We start from the raw sequence: 15,008 nt of genomic DNA, 5'->3' as shown, positions 1-15,008 counted from the left end.
AGATGATTTTAAATCACCTATAACTGTGATTCAGGAGAAAGCATGCAAGTCTCATTGCAAGCACTTAGGGCATTTGAATCAGCTGCTCGACTAGGCAGTTTTAAATTGGCTGCTGAAGAGCTTTCGCTAACACCGACTGCAATTTCACATCATATTGCCAATCTTGAAAGCAGGTTAAATGTTGACTTATTTCATCGACAGGTAAGAAAAATAACGCTTACAACCACAGGTGATAGGCTAGCAGTAGCGATTTCTGAAGGATTTCGTAAAATTGAAGATGCGCTAGATGAAATAACAGTAAATGGAAATACACTCAGAGTAGCTACCACATCCTCATTGGCAGCAATGTTGTTAATTCCCTCAATAAATGAATTTTATCAATTACATCCTGATATTTCAGTTGAATTTTCTACAGGCGAAGCGTTAGAAAGTCACTTATATACATTACCTATTCGATATGGTGATGTATCTTTAGTACCTTCTAGCGATATTCTTAAATATGAGTCTTTTAATGTATTTGGTACATCTAAACTTGATCCACTAGAACATTCTAATGAGCCAATAACGTTATTCACCACAGAATTGAAAAATAAAGCATTACCAAGTCCGCCACTAGAGACTTGGCTTGAGCTGAATGGATGGGACCGAACGCAAATAACAATTAAGAAGTTTGATCAGGAAATTTTTGGAATACATGAGGCATTAGCGGCCAATGGACTCGTGTTTTGTTCTTCTACACTTGCCCAGAGATTTATTAAAGCGAATCTTATACAACCTCTTAAGACTAAATCAGTTCAATCTGAGCTGTGCTATTACATTCCAAATAAAGAAGATTTTAAAAATAGAAATGCCAGAAAATTTATTGAATGGATAGAAAGATTATTTAATCAATAAGCTTATATTTCTGATCGGAATTAACTACACAACACCAAAACTATATAAGCTTTTTATGCTATAAAATTAGATAAATTAATAATTAGAGAGATAAATATGCTTAATAACTTTAGTGCTGAACAAGCGCGTCAAAATGCTAAAAATTTTAAAATCAATCAAGAGGCCATGCTGGAAAAAATTTTAACAGGCACTGAAACTGATTCTAAAGCAGGGAAGCGAAAAGCAACTTTCCTGTTTCCGATTGATGCTGTAAGTCCTGATCACCTCACACAAGTAGAAGAGGAACTTAGGGGTAGAGGCTTCAATGTATCAACCAATATCGAACACTCTGGTACTACCATAACGATAGAAATAAGCTTTTAAATATCGATTTTTTGTTAGACCGCTCTTTTAAAGGCGGTCTTTTATATCGTATTAAAAAGGAAGATAAATTTATTTACATTTAAACGTATGTTAATCATGATTTTATTTGACAGGTTCTACCATCTTCTGTAGCTTTACTTTTTAAGTGGAATATGGATATGAACTTCCAAACAATACTTTTATCTTTCAAAAATCAATCTACTGGTACAGATGCATTTAAAGATTTAAAAAATGCTTGTGAACAGTCTCTTAAAGAATCTCAAAATACAAAAGAAAAGGCAGCAGTCTATTTGATCTATGGTTTTGCACGTAGCTACGTGATTTTATATGAAGATGAAGCAGTCACAACTGAATTTGCTAACGCATCTAAGACTACACTCATAGGTTACATGGAATGCCTCAATGAAGCTCTATTAAGTCAAGATGATAGTGCTATTTTGAATGCCCTAAATCAAGTAACTGATAACTATATAAAGAGTTCTCGAGTCTTTTAAATATCATTAACTTGTTTGGTAAAAATACTTCTTTAGCTTGGGCTAAAGAAGTATTCAAAGTTTGTATTAGTGAGACTTTTTCTTACCGCCGCCATCTTGTTTATTGACGGTAGACCATGCGATTCGTTCAGCTTCTTCTTGAGAATGACCTCTGTCTACTTCACTCTCAACAATATGTTTAGCCTGACGTTTTTGCTTTGCTGTGTAAGCTGTTTTATCGCCACGAGGCATAAGTTCATCCTCCACATCTATTATTAAGATACTTATTATTGAAACATATTGAGAATTTAAACCAGTTAAGTAATGTCTGCTAATGTTTATTAAGTGGTTAGAAGTTTTACTTAAATGTGAATTTAAAAAGGTAATAGCTAATTTTAATATGATAAATTTCATAGTATTAAAGGGTAAAAATATTAAAAACAGATCACAAAAAGTACTTAGTAACGAACGATTTCTTATTTTTTTCTAAAATTGTTTTTATTTTATTAAAATGAATAATTATATTTAATGTTTGAAATCATATATTTACTTATTTTTTATGAAAGCTGGCTTTTGTCTAGAACAAAGTTATTATCGACCTTAATCAACGTTGTGGGTTAATATTTCCCAAGAATTAAAAAAACGACTGATGCGTAAACAAACCTGCGTGGGTGAGTCGTTTTTTTTCATGTATGCTGTCCTTAGTTCAAGAGTTGATTTGAAATGCACTGTGATATTTATAGATCGAGCAAAAAAGATGAAATGTACATTTATATTGCTCCTCCAAACTATCCTGACGATGCGGAACAAGCTGATCCGTTTGAAAATGTTCCTGAAGCTGTTTTACAAGCGTTTGGTCGTGCAACGTTTGTCATGCATTTAGAATTAGCTCCAACACGTAAATTGGCGCGTGCTAATGTTTTACATGTTTTAGACTCATTACAAACAAAAGGTTTCTTTATTCAGATGCCACCAGAAGGGTTAATTAACCCGAATGCGGTTGAACCAGAGGGCTTACGTGGTGCGTGAAAATCAAACTGGAATAATGAATCAATTATTCTCTTTTTTGGATTTTATTCCTGAAGATGCTATTGCTTTAACAGCTTATGGAATAGGCGCTATTATTGCTTTGTGGTGTTGGTGGCGATTAATGCGCCGTCTTCCTACAACTTTTGGTGCGATTAGCTGGCTTATTGTATTTGCTATTTTAGTCACCCCAACCGTGTCTGAAGGTCCGAATGCATCGGTAGCACCTGCTATTTTTGGACTACTTTTTGGTGTTTTAACCAAAGATAGTCCTCTAATCTGGTCAAATTTATCTTTAATTCTGTTTGTAGTTGGTCTAGGTTTGGTTATTGGCTATTGTTGGTCAAAATATTCAACAAACAAAAGCATGCGTTCCATCTAACCATTGAAATAGAAAAATAAGGTCTTCACATGTCTGCTGATACCCAACATTTTACCGGTACAGATCAATATATCGCGACTGACAGTCTTAAGCTCGCTGTAAAAGCAGCCCGTGCTTTACAAAAGCCTTTACTGGTTAAAGGTGAACCTGGTACGGGTAAAACTTTACTTGCTGAACAAGTAGCAGAAAGTTTGGGCTTAAAACTCATTACTTGGCATATCAAATCGACAACCAAAGCACAGCAAGGGTTGTATGAATATGATGCTGTTTCTCGTTTACGAGACAGCCAGTTAGGTGATGACCGTGTTTACGATATCAAGAACTATATTAAACCCGGCAAATTGTGGGAAGCTTTCACCAGTGAAGAGCGTTGTGTCTTGTTAATTGATGAAATTGACAAAGCCGATATTGAGTTTCCAAATGACTTGTTGCATGAACTCGATAAAATGTCTTTTTATGTTTATGAAACAAGTGAAACCATTACGGCAACACAACGCCCAATTGTAATTATTACCTCGAATAATGAAAAAGAGTTACCAGATGCTTTCTTGCGTCGTTGTTTCTTTCATTACATTGAGTTTCCAGATGAAGTGACCATGCGAGAGATTATCGATGTTCATTTCCCGAATATTTCTGCAACACTCGTCAACGAAGCTTTACAGGTTTTCTTTAAATTACGTGAAATTCCTAATTTGAAGAAACCACCATCAACATCTGAGTTAATTGATTGGTTAAGCTTGCTCATGGCAGATGATATGCCTGAAGATGTATTGCGTAATCGAGATACATCTAAAGCTATTCCACCGTTATATGGTGCTCTCATCAAAAACGAGCAGGATGTGCAACTCCTCGAACGTTTGGCTTTCATGTCTCGACGTTAAAGGAGGGAATAACCCATGTTTGTGCGGTTATTTTACACCCTACGTAAATACGGTGTTCCAGTTACAACTCGTGAGCTCATTGACTTAAACCGTGCAGTAAGTGAAGGTTTAGTTTTTGCCGATCAAGAAGAGTTCTATCAACTTGCTAAAACTATTTTAGTTAAAGATGAACGCTTTTTTGACAAGTTTGACCGTGCCATAAAAGACTACTTTGACGGTATCGAAACCTTTGATCTGGATGAGTTACTCAAGCAAGTTCATAAATTACCAAAAGACTGGTTTGATTTAGAACTTCTAGAAAAGCATTTAACTCCAGAACAAAGAGCAGAACTCCAAAAAGCAGGTTCCTTAGAAGAACTGATGAAAATGCTAGAAGAGCGGTTACGCGAACAGCATAAGAAACATCAAGGCGGCAACCGCATGGTGGGTACAGGTGGTACTTCACCTTTTGGGGCTTTTGGTGATCATCCTGAGGGAGTGCGGATTGGTGGGCCGGGTCGTAAACGTTCGGCTGTTAAAGTATGGGAACAGCGTAAATATCAAAATCTAGATGACGACCAAGTTCTTGGTACTCGTCAGATGCAAATTGCTTTGCGCCGTTTGCGTAAATTTGCACGTCAAGGTGCAGCTGAAGAGTTGGATGTTGACGGTACAATCCGTGAAACAGCCAAGCAAGGTATTCTTGATGTTCAAATGGTACCAGAGCGTCGAAATCGAATAAAAGTGCTTATGTTGTTCGATGTAGGCGGTTCTATGGATGCTCATATTGCCCAATGCGAGAAACTCTTTAGTGCCGCTAAAACTGAGTTTAAGACACTTGAGTACTTTTATTTCCATAACTGTCTCTATGACTATGTTTGGAAAGATAATCATCGCCGCACAGCTACCCGTATGAATACATGGGATCTCTTTCACACTTATGGACGCGACTATCGTGTAATTGTAGTGGGTGATGCCAGTATGGCACCGTATGAGCTGAAATCGGTGGGTGGCTCGGTTGAATATATGAATGATGAGACTGGTGAGGTTTGGTTACGCCGCTTACGTCAACATTTTGATAAAACAGCTTGGTTAAATCCTGAAACTGAAGGGTATTGGCATTACACTCAAACCATTGGCTGGATTAAAGAAATTTTTGAAAATCATATGTATCCAATGACGCTAAAGGGCATTGAAGATATGACTCGCTACCTTTCTCGATAAGCTTAATAACTTTAATAATTTAAAAAGAGAGATGACATGCAACATCAAATTAACGGTATTGCTTTGCCGAATGAACAAGGATTTTTTGGTGAATATGGCGGACAGTTCATTCCTCCACATTTAAAAGAGGCAATGGATGAGATTAATGTTGCTTATGAAGAGATTCGTCATACCCCTGAATTTAAAAATGAATTGGCAGATCTATTTACGAATTATGTAGGCCGTCCAAGTCCTTTATTTCATGCGAAGCGTCTTTCTGAACAGTTAGGCGGTGCACAAATTTATTTAAAGCGTGAAGACTTAAATCATACGGGTGCACATAAAATCAATCACTGTTTAGGTGAGGCTTTACTTGCCAAGTATATGGGCAAAAAGAAAGTAATTGCTGAAACGGGTGCTGGTCAGCATGGAGTTGCTTTGGCAACAGCTTGCGCCTTAGTGGGCATTCCATGTGAAATTCATATGGGGCAAGTAGATATTGAAAAAGAACATCCAAATGTCGTCAAAATGAAAATTTTGGGTGCTCATTTGGTGGCAGTAACACGTGGTACAGCAACATTAAAAGATGCTGTAGATAGTGCATTTGAAGAATATTTAAAAGATCCAAAAAACTTTATCTATGCGATTGGTTCTGTTGTGGGGCCACATCCATTCCCTAAAATGGTTCGTGATTTTCAATCGATTATTGGTACTGAAATTAAAGAACAAACGCACCAGCGATTTGGAAAAAATCCGGATTATGTTGTGGCATGCGTTGGCGGCGGTTCAAATGCAATAGGCGCATTTACCGCATTCTTAAATGATCCCGATGTAAAGCTGGTAGGAGTTGAACCAGCTGGACATGGTTTAGACACCAATATGCATTCAGCAACATTAACTTTAGGTAAGCCAAGTCAAATTCATGGTATGGCCTGTTATGTCCTTGAAAATGAGGATGGTGAGCCTTTACCGGTACATTCTATTGCTTCAGGACTTGACTACCCAGGTGTTGGCCCACAACACAGTTTTTTAAAAGATTTGGGTCGTGTTGAATATAGCACTGCAACTGACCAAGAGTGCTTAGATGCTTTTATGACACTTTCTCGTGTTGAAGGCATTGTTCCTGCGCTTGAAAGCTCACATGCTGTCGCATGGGCAATTCGTGAAGCTCCTAAATTAGCAAAAGAAACCATGATTGTAGTAAATCTATCTGGGCGTGGAGATAAAGATTCTGATTATGTTGCTGAAAAGCTTAAGCTTTAAAACTCATTAAACTTTAGAAGCGGTCCATCATTTAAGGGCCGCTTTTTATTTTGAATATCTAAATTAAAGTTTAATTAAAGTTCATCATTTTATAATTAAAACAAAGTATTCTGATTTTAACGTGTGATTGTTCGAGATAGGCATGTAAAACTCCGGTTCACAAGGCAAAGCGTTGCTTTGCTGTACCTCACTCAGTAGAATAGTCACTTTGCAAAATTTGCCTTTGGAGACGCCTAAGTGGAGCGACCGACGATTAGCCCTGAAAATTTACAGGAAGCGGCTGAAAATTTATCAACAATTCGAGATTTTATTCGTTTTGGGGTATCAGCATTACGTCAACATGATGCACATTTAGGACAAGGTACTGAAGATTATTTTGCAGAAAGCTCGGCATTAGTTTTACAAACCTTATCTCTTGAATGGTCAGCAGACGCAGAAATTCTAGATGCGAAGTTATTACCAAGCGAGAAAGCAGAATTTTTAAGCTTATTGGAACGCCGTATCAATGATCGTATTCCAACATCTTATTTATTAAACCTTGCTTATTTCTTTAATAAACCATTCTATGTAGATGAGCGTGTATTGATTCCACGTTCACCAATTGCAGAATTAATTGAGCAACGTTTTGCACCATATTGTTTAGATGAAAATGGTCAAATGCGCGAAGCTCTCAATAATTTGCCAGAAAATGCAAAGCCTAAAACCCCGCACCGTATTTTAGATATGTGTACAGGTTCTGGATGTATTGCAGTCGCTTTGGCTTATGCTTATCCAGATGCCGAAATAGATGCAACTGACATCTCTAAAGAAGCTTTAGAAGTTGCTTCAATTAATACTGAGCACCACAATAAGCAATATCAAGTTGCATTGCTTGAGTCGGATCTATTCGCCAAGATTCCAGCTGAAAATCAGTATGATTTGATTGTAAGTAATCCACCGTACGTTGATGCTGAAGATATGGCCGACTTACCAGAAGAATTTTTACATGAACCTGAACTTGCATTGGCAGCGGGCCAAGATGGTTTAGACTTAGTTCGTAAAATGCTTGCACAAGCGGCAGATTACTTAACTGAAGATGGCCTCATTGTCATTGAAGTAGGTAATTCTGAATGGTCAATGCGTCAGAACTTTAATACGATTGATTTCAACTGGCTCACTTTCCAAAAAGGTGGCTCAGGTATTTTTGCTTTGACTGCTGAACAATGTCGCCGTTATAGAAAACTATTTGAAGAGCAAATATAAGGAGTTGGGCATATGGCAGGGAATAGTATTGGACAACTCTTTCGTGTAACTACTTGTGGTGAGTCTCATGGCGTTGGCTTAATGGCAATTGTTGATGGTGTGCCACCAGGCATTGCATTAACCGAAGAAGATCTACAAAAAGATCTAGACCGTCGTAAACCAGGTACATCAAAATTTGCGACACAACGCAAAGAGCCTGATCAGGTTGAAATTATTTCAGGTGTATTTGAGGGAAAGACTACCGGCACATCAATCGGTTTACTCATTCGTAATACTGACCAAAAATCGAAAGATTATGGCAATATTGCGCAAACTTTTAGACCCGGTCACGCAGATTATACCTATACACAAAAGTACGGTTTCCGTGATTACCGTGGTGGCGGACGTTCAAGTGCTCGTGAAACTGCTATGCGTGTTGCAGCAGGTGCAATAGCTAAAAAATATTTAGCAGAAAAATTTGGCGTTTTGATTCGTGGTCATGTAACACAAATTGGTAATGAAGTTGCCGAAAAACTGGATTGGAATGAAGTTCCGAATAATCCATTTTTCTGTGGTGATGTAGATGCTGTTTCACGTTTTGAAGCTTTGGTGACTTCTTTACGTGAACAAGGAACAAGCTGCGGCGCAAAGCTAGAAATTTTAGCTGAAAAAGTTCCTGTGGGTTGGGGCGAACCTGTTTTTGACCGTTTAGATGCTGACATTGCTCATGCGATGATGAGTATTAATGCTGTTAAAGGTGTTGAAATTGGTGATGGCTTTGCAGTTGCTGGACAGTTTGGTCATGAAACACGTGATGAAATGACCAGTAATGGCTTTTTAGCGAATCATGCAGGTGGTATTTTGGGCGGTATCTCAAGTGGTCAGACCATTCGAGTCGCTATTGCACTAAAACCAACGGCAAGCATTACGACACTAGGTAAAACGATTAATTTAAATCGTGAAGATACAGATGTGTTAACTAAAGGCCGTCATGATCCTTGCGTAGGTGTTCGAGCAACTCCAATTGCTGAAGCAATGTTAGCAATTGTTTTGATGGATCACTTCTTACGCCATCGCGCACAAAATGCAGATGTTATTCCACCATTTGCTCCAATCGAACCATAGTCATAATTTTTGACTAAAGTAAATAAAACCCCATATTTAAATTAAATATGGGGTTTTAAATTTTTATTCCATTGAGTTTGATTAAATTTTAAATTATTTTCTTGTCTTATAATATTTATATAAATATAATATTCTGCAAATTATTTTTGAGTATATTCATCTGTAGAATTTGGCAATTAAATCTTGTTAATTTTTTACTGTACTCGATATTTATATTTATCACTGAAAGTTAATTTACTCAAATTGCTTTTATATATATTACATATTTAAATTTTTATTACTTTTAACAAAGAATTTTCAAAGTCATCATTGAAATTGGGGAAATATCAATGAATCAGTGCACATATAGAATTGGCTGTATGTCAAAGGATAGGCTATTGCCTAAAAATTTAGAGGCAATGATAAAAGTTATTCATGACTTATCTTTGTCATCTCATCTTGTAGGGAATTGGATATATAGTGAAGACAATCCTGATATACATATTATTGATTTAGATAGTGGTTATACCAATATTCTTATTCCAAAAAAAATTAAGATCGTATTGAGTAATAATCCTGAGCTTTTAAAGGGCTATCAGTATGGTTTGAAGAGACCAATAAGATATCAGGAACTTCTCAATATTTTACAAGATATTGAGAAGAATGAATATTTTAAAACAAGTCATCAAGAACGTATAATAAATAACGAGAATATAGTGTCTAAAGATCATTTAGAGACAAAAATTCTTTATAAGCTTGTCTGTTATCCAAACTTTAAAAACATTCATGCCGAGCAGATTGTTAATGTCACTAGAGTTTGTGCTTTATTATCTATTGAGTCAAAAACAGCCCAAGAAATTAAGAGATTTTTGAATTTATCTATTGATGAAATACAAAAAATTATAGAAATAATAAAAAAAGAAGCCTATCCAAATTATGAAACAATACATGAGAATATTGTTTCGATTTTACCATTTTCAACTGAAGCTATTTCCACAGTACCGCAAAGAATAGAACAAAATTCACTATTTTATTTTTTAATTAAATTTTGGAAGAGGTTGAGAGGTGAGCTCTAATGAAATGGAATTTTTTCTATATTAGATTATCTGAATCTAGTAATGTTCATTATATAAAAACAGGATGTTGATGTGTTGAAGGTGGCTAAATTTATTAAGTTTATATAAGTCATTTTTAACAGATGGTTTAAATTTAAATAAAAAGAGGTTTTGGTACGTACTGGTTCTAAATTACATTTTAGCTTTACCACGGATGGAAAAGCTAATTGTTTATTTTGAGTCATTTTAATTGGGAAAGGAGCTATAAAAAAGTTAAGAGAGATAATACTTAGTCAACAGTCATTTTGAATGGAAGTCTGACTTTAAGTTAAATCTACAATTTGTTCTTCGTTTACAGCAATCTTATATTGGTTACGACCATTGGTTTTTGCTTTATACAAAGCATGGTCAGCACGAGCTACAAAAGCAGAAATTGAATCGTTTAGACGTGGAATTGTGGTTGCGACTCCAACACTAATGGTGACATGTGGTGAAACATCACTACATGGGTGTTTAATTGCAATTTTATCAATAGCATTCATTAAACGTTCAACTTGGATCAAGGCTTGTTGAGCATTTGTCATTGGGAATAAGAGTAAAAATTCTTCGCCGCCATAACGGGCAACTAAATCACCACTGCGTGCAGCAATAGAAGAAATAGCAATTGCGATTTCTTTTAAGCATTCATCTCCCTTTAGATGTCCTAAAGTGTCGTTGTATGCTTTAAAATAGTCGATATCGACCATCATGATGGTCAGGGGCATTTCATGTCGTAAAGCACGGCGCCATTCATTATCAAGTGTTTCATCTAGATAGCGTCGATTGGCTAAACCGGTGAGTGCGTCTTGTTGTGAAAGTAAAGATAATTGCTGTGCTTGCTGCATCAGTTCAATACGATTCAGCTCAATCATGCAGTTTTGTAAATAGTTTTCTCTATGTTGACGGTCAGTTGCATAGGCAAGGGTCATTCCTAAAAAACTACTGAAGGTGTAAGTCCGGTTCAAGAAGGTCCAGTCGATCACCCCATTTAAGTAATTACTTGCCAAAATTCCAACAAGTCCACCCATCCATCCAGCAAATATGGCAGTATAAAAGCGCATACCTACCGCACCATAGATAATCACAATCGCATACATCATCGCTGCATGAAAAAGAACATTATCTTGGCCATTCTCAATTACGTTGATTAAAATAAAGGTAATTGCCACAGCTAAAGCTGAACCGACTCCTACATAATAATCAAAATACTGATTTAATTTTTTAATAAATGATAAAATCCAGGCGATAAGAATGATTATACCTACCCAAGAATAATAGCTAAACCAGGGTAAAACTTGCTCAGTTGGTAAAACTTGATATATACCAAAGCTTAAAAATATATATAATATTAAAATAATAGGCGCTCTGTAGCGGAACTCATAGGCAGCACCATTTTGGTATTGAAAACGATAAATCGTTTCAAGCTGCTTTGGAAACCATACGAAATTTAATCCTCGTGTGGTTAATAAATCTATTTGTTCCTGTCCCAATATATTGGAACCCTGCAACTTCATAATTAATGCTCACTATATTGGAAGTTGTCATAAAATGAGACTTATTTTAGTAAAGTTCCATCTAAAAATATTGATTATATAATGTGTGATTTATTCAAAATAATAATACAGTTTTTTTAAAAAAGTAATGATTTTTATCTAAGTTAAATGTGATAAAAATCACGACATTTCAACGATTAGCGTAACAATTATCTAAAGATTCACAATCCATCGAAAAAAGTTACAAATGGTCGATTAACGATTGTATCTTTATCATTTTCGGATAGACTTATACCGTGAAATACAGATGATTGCTGTCATATAAATAGGAAAATTAGCAATGACTGCTCTAAATCAATATGGAATGCATTTAGAAATTACACCGCATAATGGATGGTCACAGCAGTTCTGGGATGACCTGCTACCAGCGAAAGAACGGGTGAGTAAACATCCGTTTTTTTCGGAAATGGCCAATGGGGGATTGAGCCTAGATAGTTTCCGTTATGCTTTACTTAATTTCTATCCATTAGTCGCGCATTTCCCGTCATATATGGCAGGGGCGTTAGGCAAAGCAACGGGGTTTTCTGAACCTGGCGTTACAGAAGCACGAGATTGGTTAATCCAGAATATTAAGGTAGAAGAGCGACACTTAAAATGGTATCGCGACTGGGCTGGAGGTTTTGGCTTAACTGTTGATGAGCTTGATCGTGTACGACCGCCAGCTGCGATGAATGCGGTGAACCATTTCTTATGGAATATGAGTCATCGCGGTAATTTAGCAGAGTGCCTTGCTGCAACAAATCTGGCAATTGAGTGGGCAACTGGGGATTGGTCGATTCAGGTCTATAAGGGTATTCATACCTATACTGATCATCCTGAAGTAACGATTGATAAACGTTCTTTAGCTTGGTTGCGTGCGCATGCTCACTATGATGATCTTCATCCTTATGAAGCCATGGAGCTGATTAAGCGTTTATGTAATGATCGCCCCGACTGGCAGCAAAAAGCTTTTCATGCTGCGGAAGAAGGGCTGCGGTATTATGAATTAGCCTTAGACGATTGTTATAAGGTACAGCTTCAAGCCTCTGCTTGATCTTATCTTAAAAAGGGAGGATATCGTATGGATATTCTCCCTTTTATTTTATTCGAGTAGCTTTAACAGTTTGGTTCGATAAGGCGTATCTTCAGGCAATAATTCAAGCAAACGCTCAACAGCGTCTACACGGTCAGGAACACGGCTTACGACTCGTAATAATTGATCAACATCTTCAATCTGATAAATCACATGACTTAAGCGAGCATCAAAACAATCTCTCCATGCACACAAAAATGGACTTTCCGATTTAGCTAAAAAACTCCCTCTATAAAGCGTTAGTGTTGTCGATGTGAAACCCAAATTTAATGCTTGTTCTGCCATTAAAAAATCACATTGAATTTCACAGTTCAGTCGGTAAGGACGAGACTCGATCACATCGGGAATTAAGTTTCTGAGTTGAGATAGTTCTGCTTTTAAAGTGGTCGTACTTACAGGCCGATCGCCATATAAAGAATAGTGAAGCTCTTCAAGATTAATACCTTCAGGGCACAGTGTCAGAATGCACAGAATCTCAATTTGACGTTGAGTTAAAGTAAGGCTGCGTTGGTTATATTGAACTTTTGGAGTTCCAAAGGCCTTAATGTATAAAATATTTTTTTGGTGAAGCTGAATTGCTTGTTTAACAATGTCCGCACATCTCTCAACGGCTAAAAGACCTAACGAGTTATGCTTTTGATATTTAGTCGATAAATTCATAATCCCATAAAACTGGCCTGTGTTTGCATCGGTAATCGGCGCTGCATAGCAGACCCAATCTCTTACACTATTCATTTGGTTTTCGTGTGAGTAAACGCAGTTAGCTGAATGAGTATTTAATGCTAAACCAATTGCATTTTGTCCTACTGCCTGAGTAGACCATTGACCGCCTTCAACAAAATGAACTTGCTCTGCCGAAGAGCGCATTGGATGACTGCTCCATGTCCAAAGTAGAGTGCCATGTGGGTCGGTCACACCAATTGCCATATCGGCATCTTCGGCAATGTGCATTAAGTTTCGGTGACACTCGTGAATCGAACGTCCGAATAATGAATGTTCCCATTCTTCGGTTAGGTCAAATAACGGAGCCGCTTCCAGGTCAACTGATGGCTTTTTTCCTAAATATTGAGAATGAGATGACTTTTCTGGCCGAAATAAAGACGGCGTAGTATCTATAAGAGGCGATGATAATTGTTCTAACATATCCATATCGAAATTCCTTTATCATTGAAATGGCGTATCCGTAGCCGCTCAACCGTTATAACTTTTTTATTGTGACTATTTCCTCGTTATCTCCTTACCTTAAATACTTTTATAAGTCTTGACCATTAGCCTATTGGATAAGTTTTGTTAATTACATCATCTTTAAGATAAGACATCTTTTCGACTAAAAGGTTTTGGTACGTCTTCTCCAAAATATTGTCGATCAGCAAAATAACTGGAACGGACCATAGGAGCACTCCAGATATTTTTAAAACCTAGCCTTTTGCCATGGCGCGTATATCTTTCAAATTCTTGTAAATTTACAAATCGATGAATCGGTGCATGTGACTTTGAAGGCTGCAAGTACTGTCCAATGGTAATAAGGTCTACCTGATAATCTTTTAAGTCGTTCAATAGGGCAAGCACTTCTGCTTCAATTTCTCCTAATCCAACCATTAAACCAGATTTGGTTTTGATATCGGGACAATATGCTTTAAAGCGTTTTAGTAACTCTAGTGAATGTTGATAGTCTGAGCCTGGACGCATTGCTTTATATAAACGCGGAACAGTTTCAATATTGTGATTAAAGACATCGGGAGGAGATAAGCTCAAAGTCGAAAGAGCTGTCTCCAAACGACCGCGAAAATCGGGTACCAAAATTTCAATCAAAGTTTCTGGGCAGTGTTTTCTGATCTCTTCAATGCACTTTACAAAATGAGCAGCGCCACCATCGTGTAAATCATCACGGTCTACAGAGGTAATCACTACATATTTTAAGTTTAAGTTTGCTACTGTTTCGGCCAAATGTTTAGGTTCATCTTCGTCTAGGGGTTTTGGGCGACCATGAGCAACATCACAGAATGGGCAACGTCTGGTGCAGATATCACCCATAATCATAAACGTTGCTGTACCTCCACCAAAGCATTCCGGTAAATTTGGACATGCCGCTTCTTCGCAAACGCTATGTAATTTTTGCTGACGTAAAAGGTTTTTTATACGTTTAATTTCTTCAAAATCTGTAATTTTTGCTCTAATCCACTCAGGTTTAGTTGGCAACTCTTCTGTTGGTAAAACCTTAATTGGAATACGGGCGACTTTATCAGCTCCCCGTAATTTAATACCAGTTTCCACTTGTCTTTTAAAATCCATATTAATAATTCCATTTTATTTAAAACTTACTTAAACTCCTGCCTATTTAATTTAAAGACTAATTTAAATTTCCTTAATAAGTCACAATTAATTATAAACACAGGGTGTGGCGAGTATTATAAAATAACAAAGGTTGGTTAAAGGTTTGTTTTGCAAGCTAGTGAAAATTATAAAATTTTTTTAAATTTATTTTGAGTTGTTAAGTTTT

16 protein-coding genes are annotated in these 15,008 nt (G+C 36.7%); 12 read left to right on the top strand and 4 right to left on the bottom strand.

Annotated elements, in window-relative coordinates; translation table 11 throughout:
* Positions 1-42 precede the first annotated feature (42 nt).
* The 3 genes from RMB13_RS17215 (at position 43) to RMB13_RS17205 (ending at position 1,751) form a co-directional block, all read left to right on the top strand.
* Positions 43-894, top strand: coding sequence for a LysR family transcriptional regulator (locus tag RMB13_RS17215; RefSeq protein WP_311085907.1), 852 nt, complete (start codon positions 43-45; stop codon positions 892-894).
* A 96-nt stretch (positions 895-990) separates the two neighbouring features.
* Entirely contained in the window at positions 991-1,257 is a 267-nt protein-coding gene (locus tag RMB13_RS17210) for a hypothetical protein (RefSeq protein WP_004642715.1), read from the top strand.
* A gap of 158 nt (positions 1,258-1,415) precedes the next feature.
* Positions 1,416-1,751 carry a hypothetical protein gene (locus RMB13_RS17205; protein ID WP_017390624.1) on the top strand — a complete coding sequence of 112 codons (336 nt, stop codon included), beginning with the start codon at positions 1,416-1,418 and terminating at the stop codon, positions 1,749-1,751.
* 66 nt (positions 1,752-1,817) lie between these two features.
* Here RMB13_RS17205 and RMB13_RS17200 read toward each other — a convergent pair whose 3' ends face one another.
* Complete coding sequence (locus RMB13_RS17200; protein ID WP_002113596.1) at positions 1,818-1,982, bottom strand: hypothetical protein; 165 nt, start codon at positions 1,980-1,982, stop codon at positions 1,818-1,820.
* A gap of 471 nt (positions 1,983-2,453) precedes the next feature.
* On the opposite strand from RMB13_RS17200, the gene RMB13_RS17195 reads away from it, so the two are divergent.
* The 8 genes from RMB13_RS17195 (at position 2,454) to RMB13_RS17160 (ending at position 9,865) form a co-directional block, all read left to right on the top strand.
* The gene (locus RMB13_RS17195; RefSeq protein WP_311085906.1) at positions 2,454-2,759 is read left to right on the top strand and encodes a YcgL domain-containing protein; all 306 of its coding nucleotides are present in this window, start codon (positions 2,454-2,456) and stop codon (positions 2,757-2,759) included.
* Positions 2,752-3,138: a hypothetical protein gene (locus RMB13_RS17190; protein WP_003651617.1), complete on the top strand. Its 387-nt coding sequence runs from the start codon at positions 2,752-2,754 to the stop codon at positions 3,136-3,138. Before RMB13_RS17195 ends, RMB13_RS17190 begins: the two co-directional genes overlap by 8 nt.
* A gap of 29 nt (positions 3,139-3,167) precedes the next feature.
* Entirely contained in the window at positions 3,168-4,019 is an 852-nt protein-coding gene (locus tag RMB13_RS17185) for a MoxR family ATPase (protein WP_004642719.1), read from the top strand.
* A 15-nt stretch (positions 4,020-4,034) separates the two neighbouring features.
* Positions 4,035-5,222, top strand: a complete 1,188-nt coding sequence (locus tag RMB13_RS17180) for a VWA domain-containing protein (RefSeq protein WP_045432574.1) — start codon at positions 4,035-4,037, stop codon at positions 5,220-5,222.
* A 36-nt stretch (positions 5,223-5,258) separates the two neighbouring features.
* The gene (gene trpB / locus RMB13_RS17175; RefSeq protein ID WP_311085905.1) at positions 5,259-6,464 is read left to right on the top strand and encodes a tryptophan synthase subunit beta; all 1,206 of its coding nucleotides are present in this window, start codon (positions 5,259-5,261) and stop codon (positions 6,462-6,464) included.
* A 237-nt stretch (positions 6,465-6,701) separates the two neighbouring features.
* Positions 6,702-7,706 (top strand): 50S ribosomal protein L3 N(5)-glutamine methyltransferase, encoded by a 1,005-nt coding sequence (prmB, locus tag RMB13_RS17170; RefSeq protein WP_003651622.1) that lies wholly within the window; start codon positions 6,702-6,704, stop codon positions 7,704-7,706.
* Positions 7,707-7,718: 12 nt separating this feature from the next.
* Positions 7,719-8,810: a chorismate synthase gene (gene aroC, locus RMB13_RS17165; RefSeq protein ID WP_311085904.1), complete on the top strand. Its 1,092-nt coding sequence runs from the start codon at positions 7,719-7,721 to the stop codon at positions 8,808-8,810.
* A 329-nt stretch (positions 8,811-9,139) separates the two neighbouring features.
* Complete coding sequence (locus tag RMB13_RS17160; RefSeq protein ID WP_311085903.1) at positions 9,140-9,865, top strand: hypothetical protein; 726 nt, start codon at positions 9,140-9,142, stop codon at positions 9,863-9,865.
* Between the two features lie 302 nt (positions 9,866-10,167).
* Here the strand turns inward: RMB13_RS17160 and RMB13_RS17155 are convergent, their stop codons facing one another.
* Entirely contained in the window at positions 10,168-11,397 is a 1,230-nt protein-coding gene (locus RMB13_RS17155; RefSeq protein ID WP_017390631.1) for a diguanylate cyclase, read from the bottom strand.
* Between the two features lie 319 nt (positions 11,398-11,716).
* Between RMB13_RS17155 and RMB13_RS17150 the strand changes: the two genes are divergently transcribed.
* Complete coding sequence (locus RMB13_RS17150; RefSeq protein ID WP_017390632.1) at positions 11,717-12,469, top strand: TenA family transcriptional regulator; 753 nt, start codon at positions 11,717-11,719, stop codon at positions 12,467-12,469.
* Between the two features lie 48 nt (positions 12,470-12,517).
* Here the strand turns inward: RMB13_RS17150 and RMB13_RS17145 are convergent, their stop codons facing one another.
* The gene (locus RMB13_RS17145; RefSeq protein ID WP_311085902.1) at positions 12,518-13,657 is read right to left on the bottom strand and encodes a transcriptional regulator; all 1,140 of its coding nucleotides are present in this window, start codon (positions 13,655-13,657) and stop codon (positions 12,518-12,520) included.
* Between the two features lie 156 nt (positions 13,658-13,813).
* Positions 13,814-14,800: a lipoyl synthase gene (gene lipA / locus RMB13_RS17140; protein WP_311085901.1), complete on the bottom strand. Its 987-nt coding sequence runs from the start codon at positions 14,798-14,800 to the stop codon at positions 13,814-13,816.
* Between the last annotated feature and the right edge of the window lie 208 nt (positions 14,801-15,008).

Source organism: Acinetobacter sp. V102_4, assembly GCF_031799005.1.
Classification (GTDB): domain Bacteria; phylum Pseudomonadota; class Gammaproteobacteria; order Pseudomonadales; family Moraxellaceae; genus Acinetobacter; species Acinetobacter calcoaceticus.
This window is presented reverse-complemented; position numbering and strand designations above follow the sequence as displayed.

What these genes read in the sequence shown, in the direction of transcription:
- RMB13_RS17215 (WP_311085907.1), top strand. Translation starts at nt 43, where the DNA reads ATGCAAGTCTCATTGCAAGCACTTAGGGCATTTGAATCAGCTGCTCGA.
- RMB13_RS17210 (WP_004642715.1), top strand. Translation starts at nt 991, where the DNA reads ATGCTTAATAACTTTAGTGCTGAACAAGCGCGTCAAAATGCTAAAAAT.
- RMB13_RS17205 (WP_017390624.1), top strand. Translation starts at nt 1,416, where the DNA reads ATGAACTTCCAAACAATACTTTTATCTTTCAAAAATCAATCTACTGGT.
- RMB13_RS17200 (WP_002113596.1), bottom strand. Translation starts at nt 1,982, where the DNA reads ATGCCTCGTGGCGATAAAACAGCTTACACAGCAAAGCAAAAACGTCAG.
- RMB13_RS17195 (WP_311085906.1), top strand. Translation starts at nt 2,454, where the DNA reads ATGCACTGTGATATTTATAGATCGAGCAAAAAAGATGAAATGTACATT.
- RMB13_RS17185 (WP_004642719.1), top strand. Translation starts at nt 3,168, where the DNA reads ATGTCTGCTGATACCCAACATTTTACCGGTACAGATCAATATATCGCG.
- RMB13_RS17180 (WP_045432574.1), top strand. Translation starts at nt 4,035, where the DNA reads ATGTTTGTGCGGTTATTTTACACCCTACGTAAATACGGTGTTCCAGTT.
- trpB (WP_311085905.1), top strand. Translation starts at nt 5,259, where the DNA reads ATGCAACATCAAATTAACGGTATTGCTTTGCCGAATGAACAAGGATTT.
- aroC (WP_311085904.1), top strand. Translation starts at nt 7,719, where the DNA reads ATGGCAGGGAATAGTATTGGACAACTCTTTCGTGTAACTACTTGTGGT.
- RMB13_RS17160 (WP_311085903.1), top strand. Translation starts at nt 9,140, where the DNA reads ATGAATCAGTGCACATATAGAATTGGCTGTATGTCAAAGGATAGGCTA.
- RMB13_RS17155 (WP_017390631.1), bottom strand. Translation starts at nt 11,397, where the DNA reads ATGAAGTTGCAGGGTTCCAATATATTGGGACAGGAACAAATAGATTTA.
- RMB13_RS17150 (WP_017390632.1), top strand. Translation starts at nt 11,717, where the DNA reads ATGACTGCTCTAAATCAATATGGAATGCATTTAGAAATTACACCGCAT.
- RMB13_RS17145 (WP_311085902.1), bottom strand. Translation starts at nt 13,657, where the DNA reads ATGGATATGTTAGAACAATTATCATCGCCTCTTATAGATACTACGCCG.
- lipA (WP_311085901.1), bottom strand. Translation starts at nt 14,800, where the DNA reads ATGGATTTTAAAAGACAAGTGGAAACTGGTATTAAATTACGGGGAGCT.